General features: G+C 57.5%; 11 protein-coding genes and 3 pseudogenes. 7 read left to right on the forward strand and 7 right to left on the reverse strand.

Annotation, left to right across the window (positions count from 1 at the left end; genetic code table 11):
- Positions 1-14 precede the first annotated feature (14 nt).
- From ptsP to eda, 4 genes and pseudogenes are all read left to right on the forward strand, one after another.
- On the forward strand, positions 15-2,258 hold the full coding sequence (gene ptsP / locus ACZ1HE_RS06705; RefSeq protein ID WP_472620087.1) for a phosphoenolpyruvate--protein phosphotransferase: 2,244 nt from the start codon (positions 15-17) through the stop codon (positions 2,256-2,258).
- A gap of 793 nt (positions 2,259-3,051) precedes the next feature.
- Positions 3,052-4,502 (forward strand): annotated as a pseudogene (gene zwf / locus ACZ1HE_RS06710) (glucose-6-phosphate dehydrogenase).
- A gap of 4 nt (positions 4,503-4,506) precedes the next feature.
- Positions 4,507-6,317 (forward strand): annotated as a pseudogene (edd, locus tag ACZ1HE_RS06715) (phosphogluconate dehydratase).
- Between the two features lie 6 nt (positions 6,318-6,323).
- Positions 6,324-6,962 (forward strand): bifunctional 4-hydroxy-2-oxoglutarate aldolase/2-dehydro-3-deoxy-phosphogluconate aldolase, encoded by a 639-nt coding sequence (eda, locus tag ACZ1HE_RS06720; protein ID WP_472624379.1) that lies wholly within the window; start codon positions 6,324-6,326, stop codon positions 6,960-6,962.
- Positions 6,963-7,042: 80 nt separating this feature from the next.
- Here eda and ACZ1HE_RS06725 read toward each other — a convergent pair whose 3' ends face one another.
- Positions 7,043-8,899, reverse strand: coding sequence for an ABC transporter ATP-binding protein (locus tag ACZ1HE_RS06725; RefSeq protein ID WP_472620088.1), 1,857 nt, complete (start codon positions 8,897-8,899; stop codon positions 7,043-7,045).
- A 171-nt stretch (positions 8,900-9,070) separates the two neighbouring features.
- Between ACZ1HE_RS06725 and ACZ1HE_RS06730 the strand changes: the two genes are divergently transcribed.
- Positions 9,071-10,285 (forward strand): pyridoxal-phosphate-dependent aminotransferase family protein, encoded by a 1,215-nt coding sequence (locus ACZ1HE_RS06730; RefSeq protein ID WP_472620089.1) that lies wholly within the window; start codon positions 9,071-9,073, stop codon positions 10,283-10,285.
- A gap of 210 nt (positions 10,286-10,495) precedes the next feature.
- Here ACZ1HE_RS06730 and ACZ1HE_RS06735 read toward each other — a convergent pair whose 3' ends face one another.
- The 3 genes from ACZ1HE_RS06735 to ACZ1HE_RS06745 are packed head-to-tail and all read right to left on the reverse strand — an operon-like array spanning position 10,496 to position 12,815.
- Positions 10,496-10,675 carry a hypothetical protein gene (locus ACZ1HE_RS06735; protein ID WP_461405201.1) on the reverse strand — a complete coding sequence of 60 codons (180 nt, stop codon included), beginning with the start codon at positions 10,673-10,675 and terminating at the stop codon, positions 10,496-10,498.
- A gap of 49 nt (positions 10,676-10,724) precedes the next feature.
- The gene (locus ACZ1HE_RS06740; RefSeq protein ID WP_472624381.1) at positions 10,725-11,858 is read right to left on the reverse strand and encodes a pyridoxal phosphate-dependent aminotransferase; all 1,134 of its coding nucleotides are present in this window, start codon (positions 11,856-11,858) and stop codon (positions 10,725-10,727) included.
- 57 nt (positions 11,859-11,915) lie between these two features.
- Positions 11,916-12,815 carry an aspartyl/asparaginyl beta-hydroxylase domain-containing protein gene (locus tag ACZ1HE_RS06745; protein ID WP_472620090.1) on the reverse strand — a complete coding sequence of 300 codons (900 nt, stop codon included), beginning with the start codon at positions 12,813-12,815 and terminating at the stop codon, positions 11,916-11,918.
- 245 nt (positions 12,816-13,060) lie between these two features.
- Between ACZ1HE_RS06745 and ACZ1HE_RS06750 the strand changes: the two genes are divergently transcribed.
- Together ACZ1HE_RS06750 and ACZ1HE_RS06755 are read left to right on the forward strand one after the other, a co-directional pair.
- Positions 13,061-14,131 (forward strand): SMP-30/gluconolactonase/LRE family protein, encoded by a 1,071-nt coding sequence (locus tag ACZ1HE_RS06750; protein ID WP_472620091.1) that lies wholly within the window; start codon positions 13,061-13,063, stop codon positions 14,129-14,131.
- A 79-nt stretch (positions 14,132-14,210) separates the two neighbouring features.
- Entirely contained in the window at positions 14,211-14,993 is a 783-nt protein-coding gene (locus tag ACZ1HE_RS06755; RefSeq protein WP_472620092.1) for a crotonase/enoyl-CoA hydratase family protein, read from the forward strand.
- Between the two features lie 221 nt (positions 14,994-15,214).
- On the opposite strand, the gene ACZ1HE_RS06760 is transcribed toward ACZ1HE_RS06755, so the two are convergent.
- From ACZ1HE_RS06760 to ACZ1HE_RS06770, 3 genes and pseudogenes are all read right to left on the reverse strand, one after another.
- The gene (locus ACZ1HE_RS06760) at positions 15,215-15,544 is read right to left on the reverse strand and encodes a DnaJ family domain-containing protein (RefSeq protein ID WP_472620093.1); all 330 of its coding nucleotides are present in this window, start codon (positions 15,542-15,544) and stop codon (positions 15,215-15,217) included.
- A 39-nt stretch (positions 15,545-15,583) separates the two neighbouring features.
- Positions 15,584-16,420 (reverse strand): benzoate/H(+) symporter BenE family transporter, encoded by an 837-nt coding sequence (locus ACZ1HE_RS06765; RefSeq protein WP_472620094.1) that lies wholly within the window; start codon positions 16,418-16,420, stop codon positions 15,584-15,586.
- Positions 16,421-16,502: 82 nt separating this feature from the next.
- Positions 16,503-16,748 (reverse strand): annotated as a pseudogene (locus ACZ1HE_RS06770) (benzoate/H(+) symporter BenE family transporter); the annotation flags it as partial.
- Between the last annotated feature and the right edge of the window lie 4 nt (positions 16,749-16,752).

Here is a 16,752-nt window from a genome sequence, read left to right on the forward strand (position 1 = left end):
AGGTGACAGGCCCGATGGCGGACGGCACAGAAAGTGAATCCCGCAAGCTGCTTAGGCGGCTGCGCGAGGCCATGGCCAGCGATGACGCTGGCCAGGCGCGTCTTGATAAGATCACCCATCTGATTGCGGATAGCATGGGGACCGAGGTCTGTTCGATCTACTTGTTCCGCGATTCTGAGACGTTGGAGTTGTGTGCCACCGAAGGGCTGCAGCCCGAATCTGTCCACCAAACCCGTTTGCGTATGGGCGAAGGACTCGTGGGTCGCGTCGCCAAATACAACAAGGTCATCAACACGCCTGACGCGCCGTCGGCCAAGGGGTTCCGTTACATGCCCGAAACGGGCGAGGAGCGATTTTCATCATTCCTTGGTATTCCGGTACAGCGTCTGGGTGAGAAGCTGGGTGTGCTTGTCGTTCAGTCGCGTGACGCCCGCGAGTATTCCGCCGATGAGGTTTACGCTTTGGAAGTGGTCGCCATGGTGGTGGCTGAAATGACCGAGTTGGGTGCATTTGTGGGCGAGGGTGCAGCCTTGTCACCGCTTCATCAACAGTCCGTGCTGTTACGAGGAGGTACCGGGCAAGAGGGCGCTGCCGAAGGGCATGTGTGGTTGCACGAGCCGCGCGTTGTTGTGACCAATCCTATTGCTGATGATCCACATCGCGAGGTGGAGCGGCTCAACGAAGCGGTGGAAGAGTTGCGCGTCGGCGTCGACAAGATGCTCGAGATGTCACAGAACGGCGACAAGGAACAACTGCAAGTCCTTGAAGCCTATCGTATGTTTGCCAATTCCAAAGGTTGGATGCGGCGCATGGAAGAAGACATCGCCCGTGGTCTGAGTGCCGAGGCGGCCGTTGAAAAGGAACAATCTCAGGCCCGTGCCCGGATGGAGCAGGTCAACGACGCATACCTGCGCGAGCGTCTGGCGGACCTGGATGACCTGAGCAATCGTCTTCTGCGCATTCTGACTGGGCAAGGTCGCGATTCCGGCGCTGAACTGCCTTCAGATCCTATTTTGGTGGCGCGAAACATCGGACCCGGAGAGCTTCTGGAATATGGCCGTTCTCTCAAGGGGATCGTTCTGGAAGAAGGGTCTGTCGGCAGCCACGCAGCCATCGTTGCCCGTGCTCTAGCCATTCCATTGGTGGTGCATACAGAACGGATCACAACCGAAGCGCTCAACGGCGATCACATCATGGTTGATGGTGATCAGGGTATCGTACACTTGCGCCCGGACGACACTGTTGTGAGTGCGTTTCGTGACAAGATCGCGATGCAGGCAGATGCGCAAGAACGCTATGCTTCAATCCGTGAACGGAAAACCGTTACCCGGGATGGTAAGGAAATCTCACTGGTGATGAATGCGGGGCTGATGGCAGATTTGCCTTCGCTCGATAGTTCGGGTGCCGAAGGGGTTGGGTTGTTTCGCACCGAGTTGCAGTTTCTGGTTCGCAATAAGATGCCGAAACGGTCCGAGCTTGTTTCGCTCTATGGGCGGGTCCTGGATGCCGCCCATGGGAAACGAGTGGTTTTTAGAACCTTGGATATCGGGTCGGATAAAGTCCTGCCCTATATGAAGCCGACGGATGAACCCAATCCCGCCTTGGGGTGGCGCGCAATCCGTGTTGGTTTGGACAAACCTGGCGTAATGCGGATGCAATTGCAGGCTTTGATCCGCGCTGCCAATGGTCGCCCATTGACCATCATGTTTCCGTTTGTTGCACAGGCCGAAGAATACCGTCTGGCCCGAGCTGAAGTCGACAAAACAATCGCAAGGGAAAAGCGGTTGGGCCACGTGCTTCCGGAAACTCTGGAAATCGGGGCCATGCTGGAAACCCCGTCATTGGCCTTTGCCCCGCAGAAGTTCTTCGATGATGTTGGCTTTCTATCGATCGGGGGCAACGACTTGAAACAGTTCTTCTTTGCCGCCGACCGCGAGAATGAGCGCGTTCGCCGCCGATACGATACACTGAATGTCAGTTTCCTAAGTTTGATCGAACGTATCGTCGAGCGTTGCGCAATATCGGGCACGCCGCTGAGTTTTTGTGGCGAGGATGCTGGCAGACCTATCGAGGCACTGTGTCTGGCAGCCATGGGGCTGCGTACTTTGTCCATGCGACCCGCTTCAATTGGGCCTGTCAAAAGCTTGTTGTTGCGATCAAATCTGGATGAGCTGCGCAAGATCATTGCAGATGCTCGGCATCGTGGCGAGCAAAGCGTGCGACCTGCAGTTATGAATTGGCTCAAACAACAAAGCTAAGACTTTTTGGCTTTGGGTTTTGGAAAATTGCTCAAGCGAGCAGGCGCTGCAGGTTTTTCTTATTTTTGAGCGGCTTGGAGGGAAATGCCTTTTTTTCCTGGGTGCGGGCCGCGATGTTGCCGCATCTTTTGGCGTTACGTCGCCAAAATGCCTGCTCGGCCCTAATTCACAGACTTACCCCCGATTTTTTTACATGCTGAGGATAGAATCAAGGCGTTTGAATTTAAGTTTTGTGATCTTTTCTCACCGGTTATCCACTACAACCTCTGGATCTTTCAGTTTTAGGACAATTCATTGAATTTTTTTCTAGATAACACACGGTTTTATCAACAGGTGAAAGGACTCCTGCGTCAACTGGCTTGGAGTGGTTCCCAAATTGATAGGATGGACGTCAACTTTCTCAGGCTGAATTGATATCTTGGGTAATTTTTATATTTAAAAACAGACATTTATGAGATTTTGCGCTCACAGATTAAGAGTGAATGATAAGTCTTTGAAATTGTAAGATATGAAGCTAACTTTGTGTTTCGAAGTTACCATATGTGCTTGTCAATAAAGGGTTTTCCGAATGGCTTAGTTGCCTTCCTGAATGTTGTTCTCACGTCAAGGAAAAGCGCATTTTTTTGCTCTACCAGCTCTTAAGCAAAGCCTGATACGAACAACAAAAAACCTGTCGTGACATGCAAGTGGGTTGCTATTTTGAGCACCAGAAGGCAAAAGGCTCCCGAAGAATGTTAACGCTAACATTGCGAACAGAAACCTTGTAGGCAGCGTAGCGGAAGAGGAACAAGTCATGGTATCGCGAGTGATCCCAGTCGCCCCCTTTGATTTGGTATTGTTCGGTGCGACCGGGGATCTGGCGCATCGAAAGATCTTGCCCGGGCTCTATCACCGGTTTGTGGTCGGGCAGATGCCAAGGGGCGCACGCGTCATCGGGGCAGCCCGATCAGACATTACAGTGGACGACTTTCGGGAGTCGGTGCGAAAAGCGATCTACGAAACTGGGGAAACCCCCATGACCAGTGGGGTCAGATTGACGAGTTTCTGGCAGCAATCGACTATGTTTCTGTCAACGCCACCGGAGTTGAGGGATGGAGTGAGCTTGCCAGCAAACTACGCGACGACGCTGTGCGGGCGTTTTATCTCTCTGTAGCTCCATCGTTGTTCTCGGAAATTGCATCGCGTTTGCATTCTGGCGGGTTGTCGAACAGCGAGAGTCGCATCGTGGTTGAAAAACCTTTCGGGCGCGATCTGCAGTCTGCACGAGAGTTGAATGCCGGATTGCGCGCCTGTTTCGAAGAGCACCAGATCTATCGCATTGATCATTATCTGGGCAAGGAGACCGTCCAGAACCTGATGGCATTGCGCTTTGCCAATTCGCTGTTCGAACCTCTTTGGAATTCGACCCATATTGATCACGTGCAGATCACTGTGTCTGAGAGCCTTGGCATCGAAGGGCGCGAAGCTTACTACGACAAATCCGGAGCCATGCGGGACATGGTTCAGAACCATCTGGTGCAGCTTCTGTGCCTGACAGCGATGGAACCGCCGTCAAAATTTACGCCCAACGCGGTTCGAGATGAAAAAGTCAAGGTAATCGAAGCTTTGGACCCCGTGTTGCCCGGCGATATTGCACGCGGTCAGTATCGTGCGGACAAGGGAAGCGACAGCTATCTGGATCATGTCGACGACCCTGGCAGTCGAACCGAAAGTTACGTGGCCATGAAAGTTTGCGTAGCAAACTGGCGTTGGTCTGGCACACCGTTTTACCTGCGGACTGGCAAGAAACTGCGTGAGCGGGAATCCGAGATTGCGGTGGTGTTCAGGGACCCGCCACATACGATTTTCCCTAACGTGGACAATTTGCGTGGAAACGTTCTGGTTATCCGTTTGCAGCCCGACGAAGGTATTACCCTTCGAACAACGATCAAGGATCCGGGCCCCGGTGGATTGCGCCTGAAGGAGGTGTCGCTGGACATGTCATTTGCCGAGGCTTTGGGGGCGGGTAACAGGCCACAGGATGCTTATGAGCGCCTTGTCATGGATGTGATCCGTGGCGATCAGACGCTGTTCATGCGCGGGGACGAGGTTGAGGCAGCTTGGGCCTGGGCTGACCCCATCATCAGCGCTTGGGAAGAGGGCACAGATCGACCTGCGTTGTATGATGTGGGTAGCTCTGGACCCGAAGATGCATTGATGCTCATGCATCGAGACGGGCGCAGATGGCGTCAGATTGGAGGGTAACACTATGACCCTGAACCAAACCATTCGCGATGTAACCCATCGTATTGTCGAACGCAGCTTCCCACTGCGCTCACAATATATGTCACACATGGCGCAGGCGGGATCGGACGGACCCGCTCGGACGCATCTTAGCTGCAGCGGTCAGGCGCACGCCTATGCAGGTGCCGGGCCAGATCAGGCAGCGCTGGCAGATGGTACCGTAGGCAATCTGGGTATTGTGACCAGCTATAACGACATGCTGTCAGCCCACCAGCCATTTGAACGGTATCCCGAGTTGATCCGCAATGCAGTTCGCGCCGCAGGGGGCACAGCCCAGGTTGCTGGGGGGTGCCTGCCATGTGTGATGGAGTCACTCAGGGTGCGCCGGGAATGGAGTTGTCGCTGTTCTCGCGCGACGTGATTGCCATGGCTGCAGGGATTGCTTTGAGCCACAACACCTTTGACGCTGCGGTTTTTCTTGGTGTGTGCGACAAGATCGTGCCAGGCTTGGTGATCGCTGCACAAAGTTTTGGGCATTTGCCTGTGGTCTTTCTGCCCGCAGGCCCCATGACCAGCGGCTTAGCCAATGACGAAAAAGCCAAAGTCAGGCAAAGCTTTGCGGCTGGGGAATGTGGGCGCGAAGAACTGATGGCGGCAGAAATGGCCGCCTATCACGGACCAGGCACCTGTACCTTCTATGGCACAGCAAACACAAACCAGATGCTGATGGAGTTCATGGGGCTTCATCTGCCGGGGTCTTCCTTTGTCACACCAAACACTGAACTCAGGGATGCGCTGACGGTCGAGGGCGCGCTGCGGGCATTGTCTCTCGGTGCTTTGGGTAATGACTATACGCCTGTGTGTCAGATTCTCGACGAACGGGCCTTTGTGAACGGTATTGTTGGCCTGATGGCCACAGGAGGCTCAACCAACTTGTTGATCCACCTTGTTGCCATGGCACGGGCTGGCGGGATTGTTCTGGATTGGCAGGACTTCTCTGACATTTCTGCCGAAGTTCCGCTGATTGCGCGGATCTATCCAAACGGGCTGGCAGATGTGAACCATTTCCATGCTGCAGGCGGCCTGGGGTACACCATCTCTACCTTGTTGGACGCAGGCCTGTTGCATCCGGACACGCAAACAGTCGCAGGAAAGGGGCTGGAACATTACACTCAGGAGCCCAAACTAATTGAAGGCGATCTGACCTGGAGGGACGGCACCAAACACAGTTTGAACGAAAAAATTCTGCGGCTAAGCCTCGAAACCGTTTCAGGAAACTGGTGGCCTGTCGCGTCTCAGTGGTTCGCTGGGAACTGGCGTGATGAAGGTCTCTGCCGTGGCACCCGAACATCGGGTGGTCGAGGCGCCTGTGCGCGTGTTCAACGACCAAGAAGAAGTAAAAACTGCCTTCAAAGCCGGAGAGTTGGCTGGCGATGTCATTGTTGTTGTGAGGTATCAGGGGCCGAAAGCAAACGGAATGCCCGAGTTGCACTCGTTGACGCCGGTTCTGTCGATCTTGCAGGGCCGAGGACAAAAGGTGGCCTTGGTCACGGATGGTCGCATGTCAGGTGCGTCAGGCAAGGTGCCCGCCGCAATTCATGTCTGCCCAGAGGCTTTGGATGGCGGCCCGATTTCCCGTCTCAGAGACGGTGATTTGGTGCGGGTCGATGCGGTGTCTGGGCGGTTGGACATTCTGACGGAAGGTGTTCTTCAGCGCGACCCGGACCCCGTGGATCTTTCCGCAAACGAGTTTGGCACGGGGCGAGATCTTTTTGCGTCGTTCCGCAGGTCGGTTTGTTCTGCCGATGCCTAAGCGCATCCGTGTTCGGGAGTTAAACCATGATGATGAAATCAGAGACAACTCGCGAGATTTGCGCCTTGGCCCCGATCGTACCTGTTCTGGTGGTCGAAGACCCTAGTCAGGCCGCCCCCCTGGCCGAAGCACTTGTGGCAGGAGGTCTGCCCGCACTTGAAGTGACCTTGCGCACACCTGCCGCCTTGGATGCGATCCGTGCGATGGCTGGCGTACCGGGTGGAGTCGTCGGGGCCGGTACGCTGATCACACCGCAAGACGTGCGCGCAGCGAAACAGGCCGGAGCACAATTCGGTGTCTCCCCCGGGGCAACCAGAGCTTTGATCGATGCCTGTGAAGCAGAAGACCTGCCACTCTTGCCAGGAGCTGCAACAGCGTCCGAGGCGATGTGGCTGCTTGAGCAGGGCTATGACATGCTCAAGTTTTTTCCGGCTGAGGCATCCGGCGGAGCGCCTGCGTTGAAAGCCATTGGCGCACCGCTACCGCAAATCTCATTCTGTCCAACCGGCGGAGTGTCCCTGAAGAATGCCGACAGCTATTTGAGCCTGCCCAATGTCGTCTGCGCAGGCGGCAGTTGGGTGGCTCCCAAGAACCTGGTTTCAGCCGGGGATTGGGCAGGGATCGAGCGCCTTGCTCGTGAAGCTGCCACACTCAAGTTCAGTTCCTGACGTCTGCGATCTTTCATCCCTGCGTCGGCAGACGTCGGGTGAAAGGCAGAAAAATTCAATGTTACGTCAACAAGAGGGTTCTACCCGATGAAACGACCCAAAACACGCCGTACCCACGACGGCTGGGCAGACGTGATCGCAGGCGCGCGCTGTGACAACGCAGCGACGCCCTCGGGGTCGATGACGGTTTTCCCATCTTGAAACTGCAAGCGATAAAGGTCGGCGTAAATGCCACCCCGAGCCAACAGGTCTTCATGCGTTCCTTCATCAACAACTTCACCGCGATCCATGACCACAATCTTGTCGGCATTGCGGATTGTGGACAGGCGATGCGCAATGACAATTGTGGTACGTCCGCCGGACAAGCGATCCAGTGCCTGCTGCACAACTTTCTCGGACTGGGCGTCCAGAGCACTTGTCGCTTCATCCAAAAGCAGTACCGGAGTATCTCGTAACAATGCTCGGGCAATCACAACGCGCTGCCGCTGACCACCCGATAATGCTGATCCGCGCGGCCCTACTTGTGTGTCCAGGCCGTTTTCCAGCTTGGGCAAGAAATCCGAGACATGAGCATCATCCAGAACGCTCTTCAGTTGTTCCTCACTCACGTCTGTGCGACCCAACAGGATATTTTCGCGAAGGGTTTCGTCAAACAAAAGCGCCTCTTGGGTGACGACAGAGTACATATCCCTCAGCTTGTCCAAGGACATGTCACGGACTTCGACACCACCGACCGTTACTGAACCGCTCTGCGGGTCAACGAGGCGGGTCAGCAAGTTGAAGATCGTCGATTTACCGGCGCCCGACGCTCCAACCAAGGCCGTGGTCTTACCGCTTTCGGCACGAAGGGTTAGCCCCCGCAAAACCAGCGCATCACCATAGCTAAGTTGCACTTCTTCCAGTGAAATCTCGGGGCGACCAGAAGGGGCTGCAACTGGTTTGTCGGGCGACAGCAGTTTGATTGGCTCGTCCATCAGGTCCTTTAGGCGGTCCAAAGCAGCGGCCGCGACTTGCCAAGTGCCACTGACCGATGCAAGACGGCGCATCGGGTCAAAAGCCAATCCGATGGCCGTAAAAAAGCTCATGAATTCGCCTACAGTTTTTTCGCCGGAAATGATTTCGGAACCACCGTAAAGAAGAACCCCCATGAAACCGACACCAGCCATGATATCGACCAACCCTGTGATTGATGCGGTTCCAAAACTGGCCCGCACCTCTGAACGAACAAAGCCGCTCATGTGGCCATCGAACCGCTTGACCTGATACTTTTCAAGGTTGTTGAGTTTGATTGGAACGATCCCGTGAAAAATCTCATCCAGTCGAGTCGAAAGTTCTGCACCCAGGTCCCGTGCCTGGGCAGCCTTTTTACGCACGTAACGCTGGGCCGCGGCCACGGGCAGAAGCAGGATCGGAACGCCTATCAACATGACGGCGGTCCAGACCCAATCAACATTGATGGCGACCCCAATGAGGACAACGAGGGACACGGCATCACGCCCTGCACCGGTGATGATGACTTGCCAGACGTGATTCACGGCGCTCACATCCATCTGCACGCGCTGGATCAAGAAACCGGGCGGGTGGGTCTGATGAAACGACGTATCCTGCCGGATCAGGCGATTCAAAAGATCCAGACGCAAATGCGCTGCGGTTTCCTGAGAAATACGGGTGAGTAGCACCTTTTGGATAACGCCTGCACCACCTCGGATCACAAAAATGATCAGAAATGCCAGGCTCACCCACTTCAATGCATCTGTGTTGCCTTGTACAAAAACGTCATCAAACATCGGCTGCATCATGTAGCTCAGCACGCCAACCATGCTGCCTTCGAGCAACATGAAGATCATAGCAACGCCCAAGAGCGGCAGGTGTTTATTCAGATACCCCCGCCAGAGCCAGCCCATGAGTTCACGGCTTGATTTGTGTTTTACACTCATGGCGTTGCTTTCATATGGGGGAAGGGTGGCGTCGACAGGTTTTGGGTCATGACGCGCCCATTTAAGCACGTCACAGCAAAGGCGCAAGTTTGCAACGCGCATGTCGTTTGGTGAATTGACGTCCCATGCGCGTTCGCTAGGGTGACGGGCGGAGAGAAAACAGGCATTCAAATGACAACGAATTCAACACCCGTCTCGGGCCGCCACTACCTTGCCATTCCTGGCCCCTCGGTCATGCCCGATGCGGTTTTGCAAGCCATGCACCGCGCCGCCCCCAACATCTATGAGGGTGAGCTGATCGATATGATGCCGGGTCTGACAGCCGATCTGCGGCGCGTGGCCCGGACCGAGCATAACGTGGCCATCTACATCGCCAATGGTCACGGCGTGTGGGAGGCTGCACTGGCCAACACCATCGCGCCCGGCGAGCGGGTTCTGGTGCCCGCCACTGGGCGGTTTGCCCATGGTTGGGCGCTGATGGCGCAGGGGCTGGGGATCGAAACGCAGATCCTCGACTTCGGCAAATCCAGTCCCTGGGACATGGATCAGATTGCCGAGGCTTTGCGAGCGGACACTGCCCATCAGATCAAGGCGGTGCTGGCCGTTCATGTGGATACATCGACATCAATCTGCAACAACGTACCCGCGCTTAGGACGCTACTGGACGAATTGGAACACCCTGCACTGCTGATGGCCGATTGCATCGCGTCGATGGGCTGCGACCGGTTCGAAATGGATGCTTGGGGCGTGGATGTAGCGGTCACCGGCAGCCAGAAGGGGTTGATGGTCCCGCCAGGGACGGCGTTTGTGTTTTTCAACGACAAGGCGGCGGCGAAACGAGCCTCCATGCCGCGTGTGTCTGGATACTGGGATTGGTCGCCTCGTGCGCATCCGGAAGAGTTTTATCAGTATTTTAACGGCACGGCGCCCACGCATCACCTCTATGGTTTGCGTCAGGCATTGGACATGATTCACAGCGAAGGGATGGAGAATGTCTGGGCGCGGCACGAGACATTGGCGCGTGCCATCTGGGCCGCATGTGAGGTTTGGGCCGAAGGCGGGGCGCTTGCGCTCAATGTCGGCGATCCAGAGTTCCGCTCGCGCGCGGTCACGTCGCTGCGCCTGGATCAAGGGCGCGGAACGGCCTTGCGCAACTGGGTGGAAAGCAACTTGGGGCTGACCTTAGGCATTGGCCTGGGAATGGCGGAACCGGATGATCCAAAACGGGATGACTTTTTCCGCCTGGGTCACATGGGGCATCTGAATGGTCAGATGGTCATGGGGATGTTGGGAGGTGTCGAGGCTGGACTGGCTGCGCTGGAAGTGCCTCGAGGTAAGGGCGCATTGGATGCGGCAGCGACGGTGATTGCTGGCCGTGGTGCCTAAGGTTCGAAACGCTCCCGCCCGTCGTTGATGTTTCTGGCGAAACACCTCCTCCCGTTGGGCCAGGCCTCGCTGCGCTCGGCGGTTGCCGCTTGTGGCGGAACAGATGCCCAAGGCGTGACCACGCCGAGCGAAGCGAGGCGCCCGGCCCAAGGTCGCTGGCGGTGCTGACGTAGTCAGGATCGCTCGGGCGCGGGAGTTCCCTGTTGGCTGTTACCCTGTTCGTTTCCCCAAGCGAGTGATCCCGGCATTCAGGACAGCGGCCAAAATCAACGCCACGCCAAAACCAAATAGCGCCCAGATTGCACAGAGCATCCACATCAGGTTCACACCCAACATGGTCAGTGCGGCTGTTGTGTAATCGGGCGCGCGGCCCGGTGGTTTGCCTCGCACGGGTCTCTCCTCCACGCAATAGTATAGCGTGACGGAGAGACATGTCAGGTCACGCTTGGGTGTTGGCCTGAGCCTGCGCGACCCGTAGCGCGCCGGGCAGGGCGGCAGCGAAGGCGTCAAGGTCTTGTGGGCGGCCACAGCTGATACGGATGCATCGGTTCTGTGGTGCCGCAAAGGGCATGCGCACAAACAGCCCGTCTGCGATCAGCGCGTCCAGAACGGCTTTGGCAAAGACCCCGTCCTGGCCACAGTCGATGGCGACAAAATTAGTGGCAGATGGCACCGTGCTCAGCCCGTTGTCCCTGGCAATTGCGTCGATGCGTGCACGCGCTGTACTGATTTCGGACTTCACATGCGCCAGCCAGTCACTGTCGTGCAAGGCGGCCAAGGCCCCAGCCTGTGCCGCTCGGTTCATACCGAAATGGTTGCGCACCTTGTTGAACGCCGGGATCAACTCGGGGGCACCAAGCGCATAGCCAACTCGCGCGCCTGCCATCCCGTAAGCTTTTGAAAACGTGCGCATCCTGATCAAGCGCGGATCGTTCATGTCGACGTCCACAGCGGTCCCTTCGGGTGCGCATTCGACATAGGCCTCGTCCAGAACCAGCAAGCACCCTTCTGGCAGGGCTTCCATCGCAGCGACGATCTCGGCGCCCGAGTGCCAGGTGCCCATCGGATTGTCTGGGTTGGCCAGATACACCAGCTTGGCGTCCACTTCAGCAGCTTTGGCAAAGAGTGCCGCCGGGTCCTCATGGTCCCCCGCATAGGGTACTTTGTGCAGAATGCCGCCGAACCCCGCGACGTGGTAGTTGAATGTGGGATAGGCCCCTTCGGACGTCACCACTGCATCGCCGGTTCCGATGAACAGACGCACCAGGTACCCCAACAGCCCATCAATTCCTTCACCCACCATGATGTTCTCGGGCGCAATGCCGTGGTGTGCGGCCAAGGCGTGGCGCAGATCGTGGTTTTCCGGATCGCCGTACATCCAAATACCGCTGGCCGCCTTTTGCATCGCCTCGATTGCTCGGGGCGAAGGGCCAAATACGTTCTCGTTCGCCCCAAGGCGCGCATCAAAGGGCGCGCCGCGTTGGCGTTCTTGGGTTTCGGGTCCGACAAAGGGGACGGTGGCGGGCAGGGATTGGGCGAGGGGGTAAAGCGGAGCTGTGTCATACCCGCAGATAACCGCAGCGCGCGGGCTCTCGCAAGCCTCGCGCGCTTTATGGGTGTGTCGATTTGCTTAGAAGAAGATCAGATAGATGATCCCGGCATAGATGCCGTATTGGATGGCGTAATAGACTGTCCTGTTCCACGCCTTGATGCGTTTGCCAAAGGCGCGCACCTTGTAGATCCAGGCAAAGGCCTTATTCACGGCGCCCACTTTGTCACCCGGCACGTTTTTGGTGGCCGAAGCCGACATCACGATGTTGGAGAACGCGGTGTTGATCCAGTTGATCGGTGCGAAGGTCACCGGGCGTTTGATGTCCAGGAACAACACGATGCGGTTTGCATCGGTCGTGTTTTCCGCGTGATGGATGTAGGTCTCGTCGAACATCACCACTTCGCCGTCACGCCACGAGTAGTTCTCGCCATCAACATTGATGTAGCAGCCATCATCGTTGGGCGTGGTGAGCCCCATGTGATAGCGCAGCGAACCCGCAAAGGGATCGCGGTGGCGCACCAGCGTGGCGCCGGGCGGCAAGCTGGCAAACATCGCGCCTTTGATCGAGGGGATCTGTTCCACCATATGCGTGGTCACCGGGCAGTTGTCCTTGGCCGACCCCAGCGACGAGCCGTACCACTTCAGATAAAACCGGGTCCAGCCGGTCTTGAAGAACGAGTTGAAGCCGATGTCGTCCAGATCATCGGATGCCTTGATCGCGCCAGTACTGTTAAGCTGAACGGCTTCGTCCCGGATGGTTTCCCAGTTGTCCTGCAGTGGTTTTAGCTCGGGAAACAGGGCGGGGTCGATGTAGGGCGTCGTGGGGACCTTGGAAAAGGCGTAGAACAAGCAATTCAGTGGTGCAAAAAGGTTGGCGTGGTCCGTGATCCGGCGGCGGATCAATTCGTGACGCAGCTTGCCTCGGGTCTGTACGTATATCGAGCACAGCACAAAGATAGCGAGGATGGCAAAACCCATTCAATGTCCCTCCGAGGAAATCTTATTGTTTAACTCTGATTTTACCGCATATGCAGATAGGCAGTCTGCTGCGCAAGAGGGCAGCATTCACTTTTTGCCTATTGCGACAAACCCCTCAGCGGGTCTTTGCCGAGGCGTTTGAGCCCGAGTGAGCGGCAAAAACCGGTATCACATCCGCCAGCGGGTTGCGCTGATCACCTCAAGGTTGCAGGGTTCGCACGAGTTTTGTAGCGGCGGGGACATTCATGCGCATTCTTTTGATTTTGCTTCTGGCGGGGCTTGGGTATCTGTTGTTCTGGCCTGTTCCAGTTGATCCGATCGCATATCACCCACCCGAAGATCGCGGTTTTGTGGGGGACTTTGCCGAGAACGCTGCGCTCGACGAGGCTCAGATCGTCACCCTGCCGGATGGCGAAATCGGCCCCGAGGATCTGGCGGTGCTGCCCGACGGTCGCATTTTCACGACCAGCCTGTCCGGCGTGCTTTATCAGATCGAGGGTGACGTCCCTGTCGAAGTTGACCGACTCGAAGGGCGCCCTCTGGGGCTCAAGGCCGGACCAGATGGAGCGCTTTACATCGCCGACAGCTTTCGCGGGATCATGCGGTGGACGGGGCCGGGCACGTTGCAAAGCGTAGTGTCCGAGATCGACGGCGAGCCGGTGATCTATGCCAATCAGCTGGATGTTGCCCGAGACGGAACGATCTATTTCTCGAACTCGACAGACCGGTTCGACCCGGAAACCATGGGCGGGACCAAACCAACGTCTGTCTTGGCGATCTGGGAGCAGTCTGATGCAGGATACGTTGCGCGGCGCACCCCGGATGGCGCAGTCGAAAAGATCGCAACAGGGTTTGTCTACACCAATGGGGTGGCGCTCTCACCGGATGAGGATTTCCTGCTGATCAACGAAACCGGGCGCGCACGTGTACATCGATTGTGGCTGACAGGCCCCAAGGCGGGAGAGCAGGAAGTGTTTCTGGACAATCTGCCGGGTTACCCCGACAACCTCGAGCGGCAGGATGACGGCACATACTGGTTGGCTTTTGCCAGCCCGCGTGTGCCTGCGGAAATGTTGATGCCGTACCCCTTTTTGCGCAAGGTGATCTGGCGGCTGGGTTCTGCCGTGCGACCCGCCCCGATTGAACGTGGCATGGTCGTTCATTTTGACGGGGATGGGGCTATTCTACGCACTCTGCAAGACCCTAAGGGACGGTTGGGTATTACCACCGGAGCGCAGGTTGTCGGAGATCAGTTCTATGTCATGACGCTGGACTCGCCTGGATTTGGTCGGATGCCCGTCGCGGACATGCCGTAGACTGCCCCGACGTTTTGGTGGCGTGGCGGCCATGTTCGCGGCAGAGTGCCCGCAACAGTGAATGAGGAGAGGCCAAGCCATGGCACGTGTATCGGTTGAATATCAGGACAACATCGCCCGGGTGACCCTGACGCGGGGCGACAAGATGAATGCGCTCGACAAGGCGATGATCGAGGCAATCGTGAGCGCCGGGCAAGAAGTCGCCGCCTCGGACGCACGCGCAGTGGTCCTGTCGGGTGAGGGCAAGTCGTTTTGTGCCGGTTTGGACATGGCAAGCTTTGGCGCGATGGCTGCGGGTGGCAACAACGATTGGATCATGGAGCGGACCCATGAGGATGCGAACCTGTTCCAAGAGGTTGCTCTGGTTTGGCGCCGGGTTAAGGTACCGGTGATTGCGGCCATTCAGGGCGCAGCCTACGGCGGCGGTTTGCAACTGGCGCTTGGAGCAGACATCCGGATTGCCACGCCTGATGCCAAGTTTTCGGTCATGGAGATGAAGTGGGGATTGATCCCTGACATGGGTGGCATGGTTCTTTTGCCGCAACTGATGCGCTCGGACGCGCTGCGGCAGATGACCTATACCGCGCGGCCCGTGGATGCCAACCAGGCGTTGGCTTGGGGGCTTGTGACTTCCATTGCGGATGATCCGGTGACGGTGGCCCTGGCGCTGGCCGAAGAGATTGCAGGCAAGAGCCCAAGCGCCATTCGCGCAGCCAAGCGCCTGATTGATGTGGCTGAAAGCCATGGCCGTCAGGACGTGCTGCTGGCCGAAAGCGCAGAGCAGGGCAAGTTGATTGGTGGGGCCGAGCAGATGGAGGTGATTGCCGCCAACCTCCAAGGACGTGCACCGGTCTTCAAATGATCTGTGTCTGGGTGACGGGCGCACTCCCGCACCCGAGCAGTCCTGGCTTTGCCAGCACAGCTAACGGCTTTGGGCCGAGCGCCGCGCTGCGCGCGGCGCGGTACCGTTTGGGGCACCTGGTTCCCGAAAAGGATCAACCGCCGAACGCAGTGAGGCCCGGCCCAACGGGCGGAGGGCATCTTTGATGCACGCACGACAGGCGGGAGTGCTCCGGGATTGCGTCAGCGCATGAAGCTGCGTCGAGCGTCCTGGGCCATGTGATAGCGCATTTCCAGATCGGCGAGACGGGCCATTGCGGTTTTGCGCTCGTCAGGGTCGGTCAGTGTCGGGTACTCGGCCCGTGCGGCATCGAGCTCTTTCTTGATCTTGAATTCTTCGGGCAAAACACCTGCTTGCGCCATGATCCGATGCGCAGTGTTCAAGGCCGCGTCTCCACCAGCCTCCACTGAGCGGTCAGGTAAAGGTTTACCAACGCCAGGCAGGTCGTCAAATTGACCTTCGGCTTGGGCCTTGTTGATCTGACGTTCGATCAGGTTTCGAAAACTTCTCATGGATTCAACATAGAAACAGAGCTCTGTTTTCTAGATGCGTTATGATGTCTTTTGTGAGAACAGGTAAACCATACCACCTGCCAGCAGCCCCCAGACGGCTGCCCCAAGACCGTAGACAGTTATGCCCGAGGCGGTGATGACGGCAGTGATGATGGCTGCTTCGCGTTCCTCGGGTACCGCCAGGGCGGCATGTGTGGCATTTGCCAACACCCCCATAAGGGCCACTCCCGTGAGCGTCGCCATCAGGAGCGGGTCTGCGTGTCCGGCGAAACCAGTGATCGCCGCTGCAAAGATGCCTAGGATGCAATAGAACACACCCGCCATGATCGCCGACCAATAGCGTAAGGTCGGGTCGGGGTGGCTGTCAGTGTTCGAGCACATCGCTTGCGTGATCGCTGCGAGACAGGTGGCTGCCGCACCAAAGGGGGCAGTCAGGATGCTTGCAACCCCGACAGAGGCTAACAATGGGCCTGGCTTGGGAGAGTAGCCGAAGCTGCGCATTACCGCGATACCGGGGATGTTCTGCGTTGCCATAGTGACCACAAACAGAGGCACACCGATACCGATGGCCGAAGCCAATGAAAAGGTGGGCGTAATCCAGAGCGGCGCTGTCAGCACCTGGTCAGGCGCGATGCTTGCCGCGTCTGCGTTCAGGACCACCACGACAGCGGCGGCTATGACTGCGGCTGGAACCGCAAAGAGGCGGTTGAAACGACCTGCAATGAACCAGGTCAGGATGACAGGCAGGGCTTGGGCAGGCAGCTCTGCTGCAGCCTGAAATGGGGCGATGCACAAGGGCAACAGAACACCCGCCAACATGGCCTGGGCCAGCGAGGTGGGAATGGCAGAGGCCAATCGCGCCAATGGCTGCCACATGCCCGCAAGTACTGTCAGAGCGCCGAGCGCAGACGAAGGCGCCTGCCGCCTCTGCAAATCCGCCGACGGGCAGCACCGACACCGCAAGGAGCGCCACACCAGGCGTCGACCAGGCCACGCTGATCGGCTGGCGGTAGAGCAAGCTGAGAACAATGGCGGTGATCCCCATCGCAAGTGCCGCACTCATCAGGCCAGAGGCCGCCTGTGGCGCCGTGGCCCCCATGGCCACTAGGCCCTGCAGCACGATGGGGAAGGAGCTGAAGAAGCCCACGACGGCCACGACGAGGCCGGTTGAGATGGTTTGCAAAGGGGGAAAGGGACGCGTCATTCAA

The organism is Falsiruegeria sp. JB4-1 (assembly GCF_055693495.1).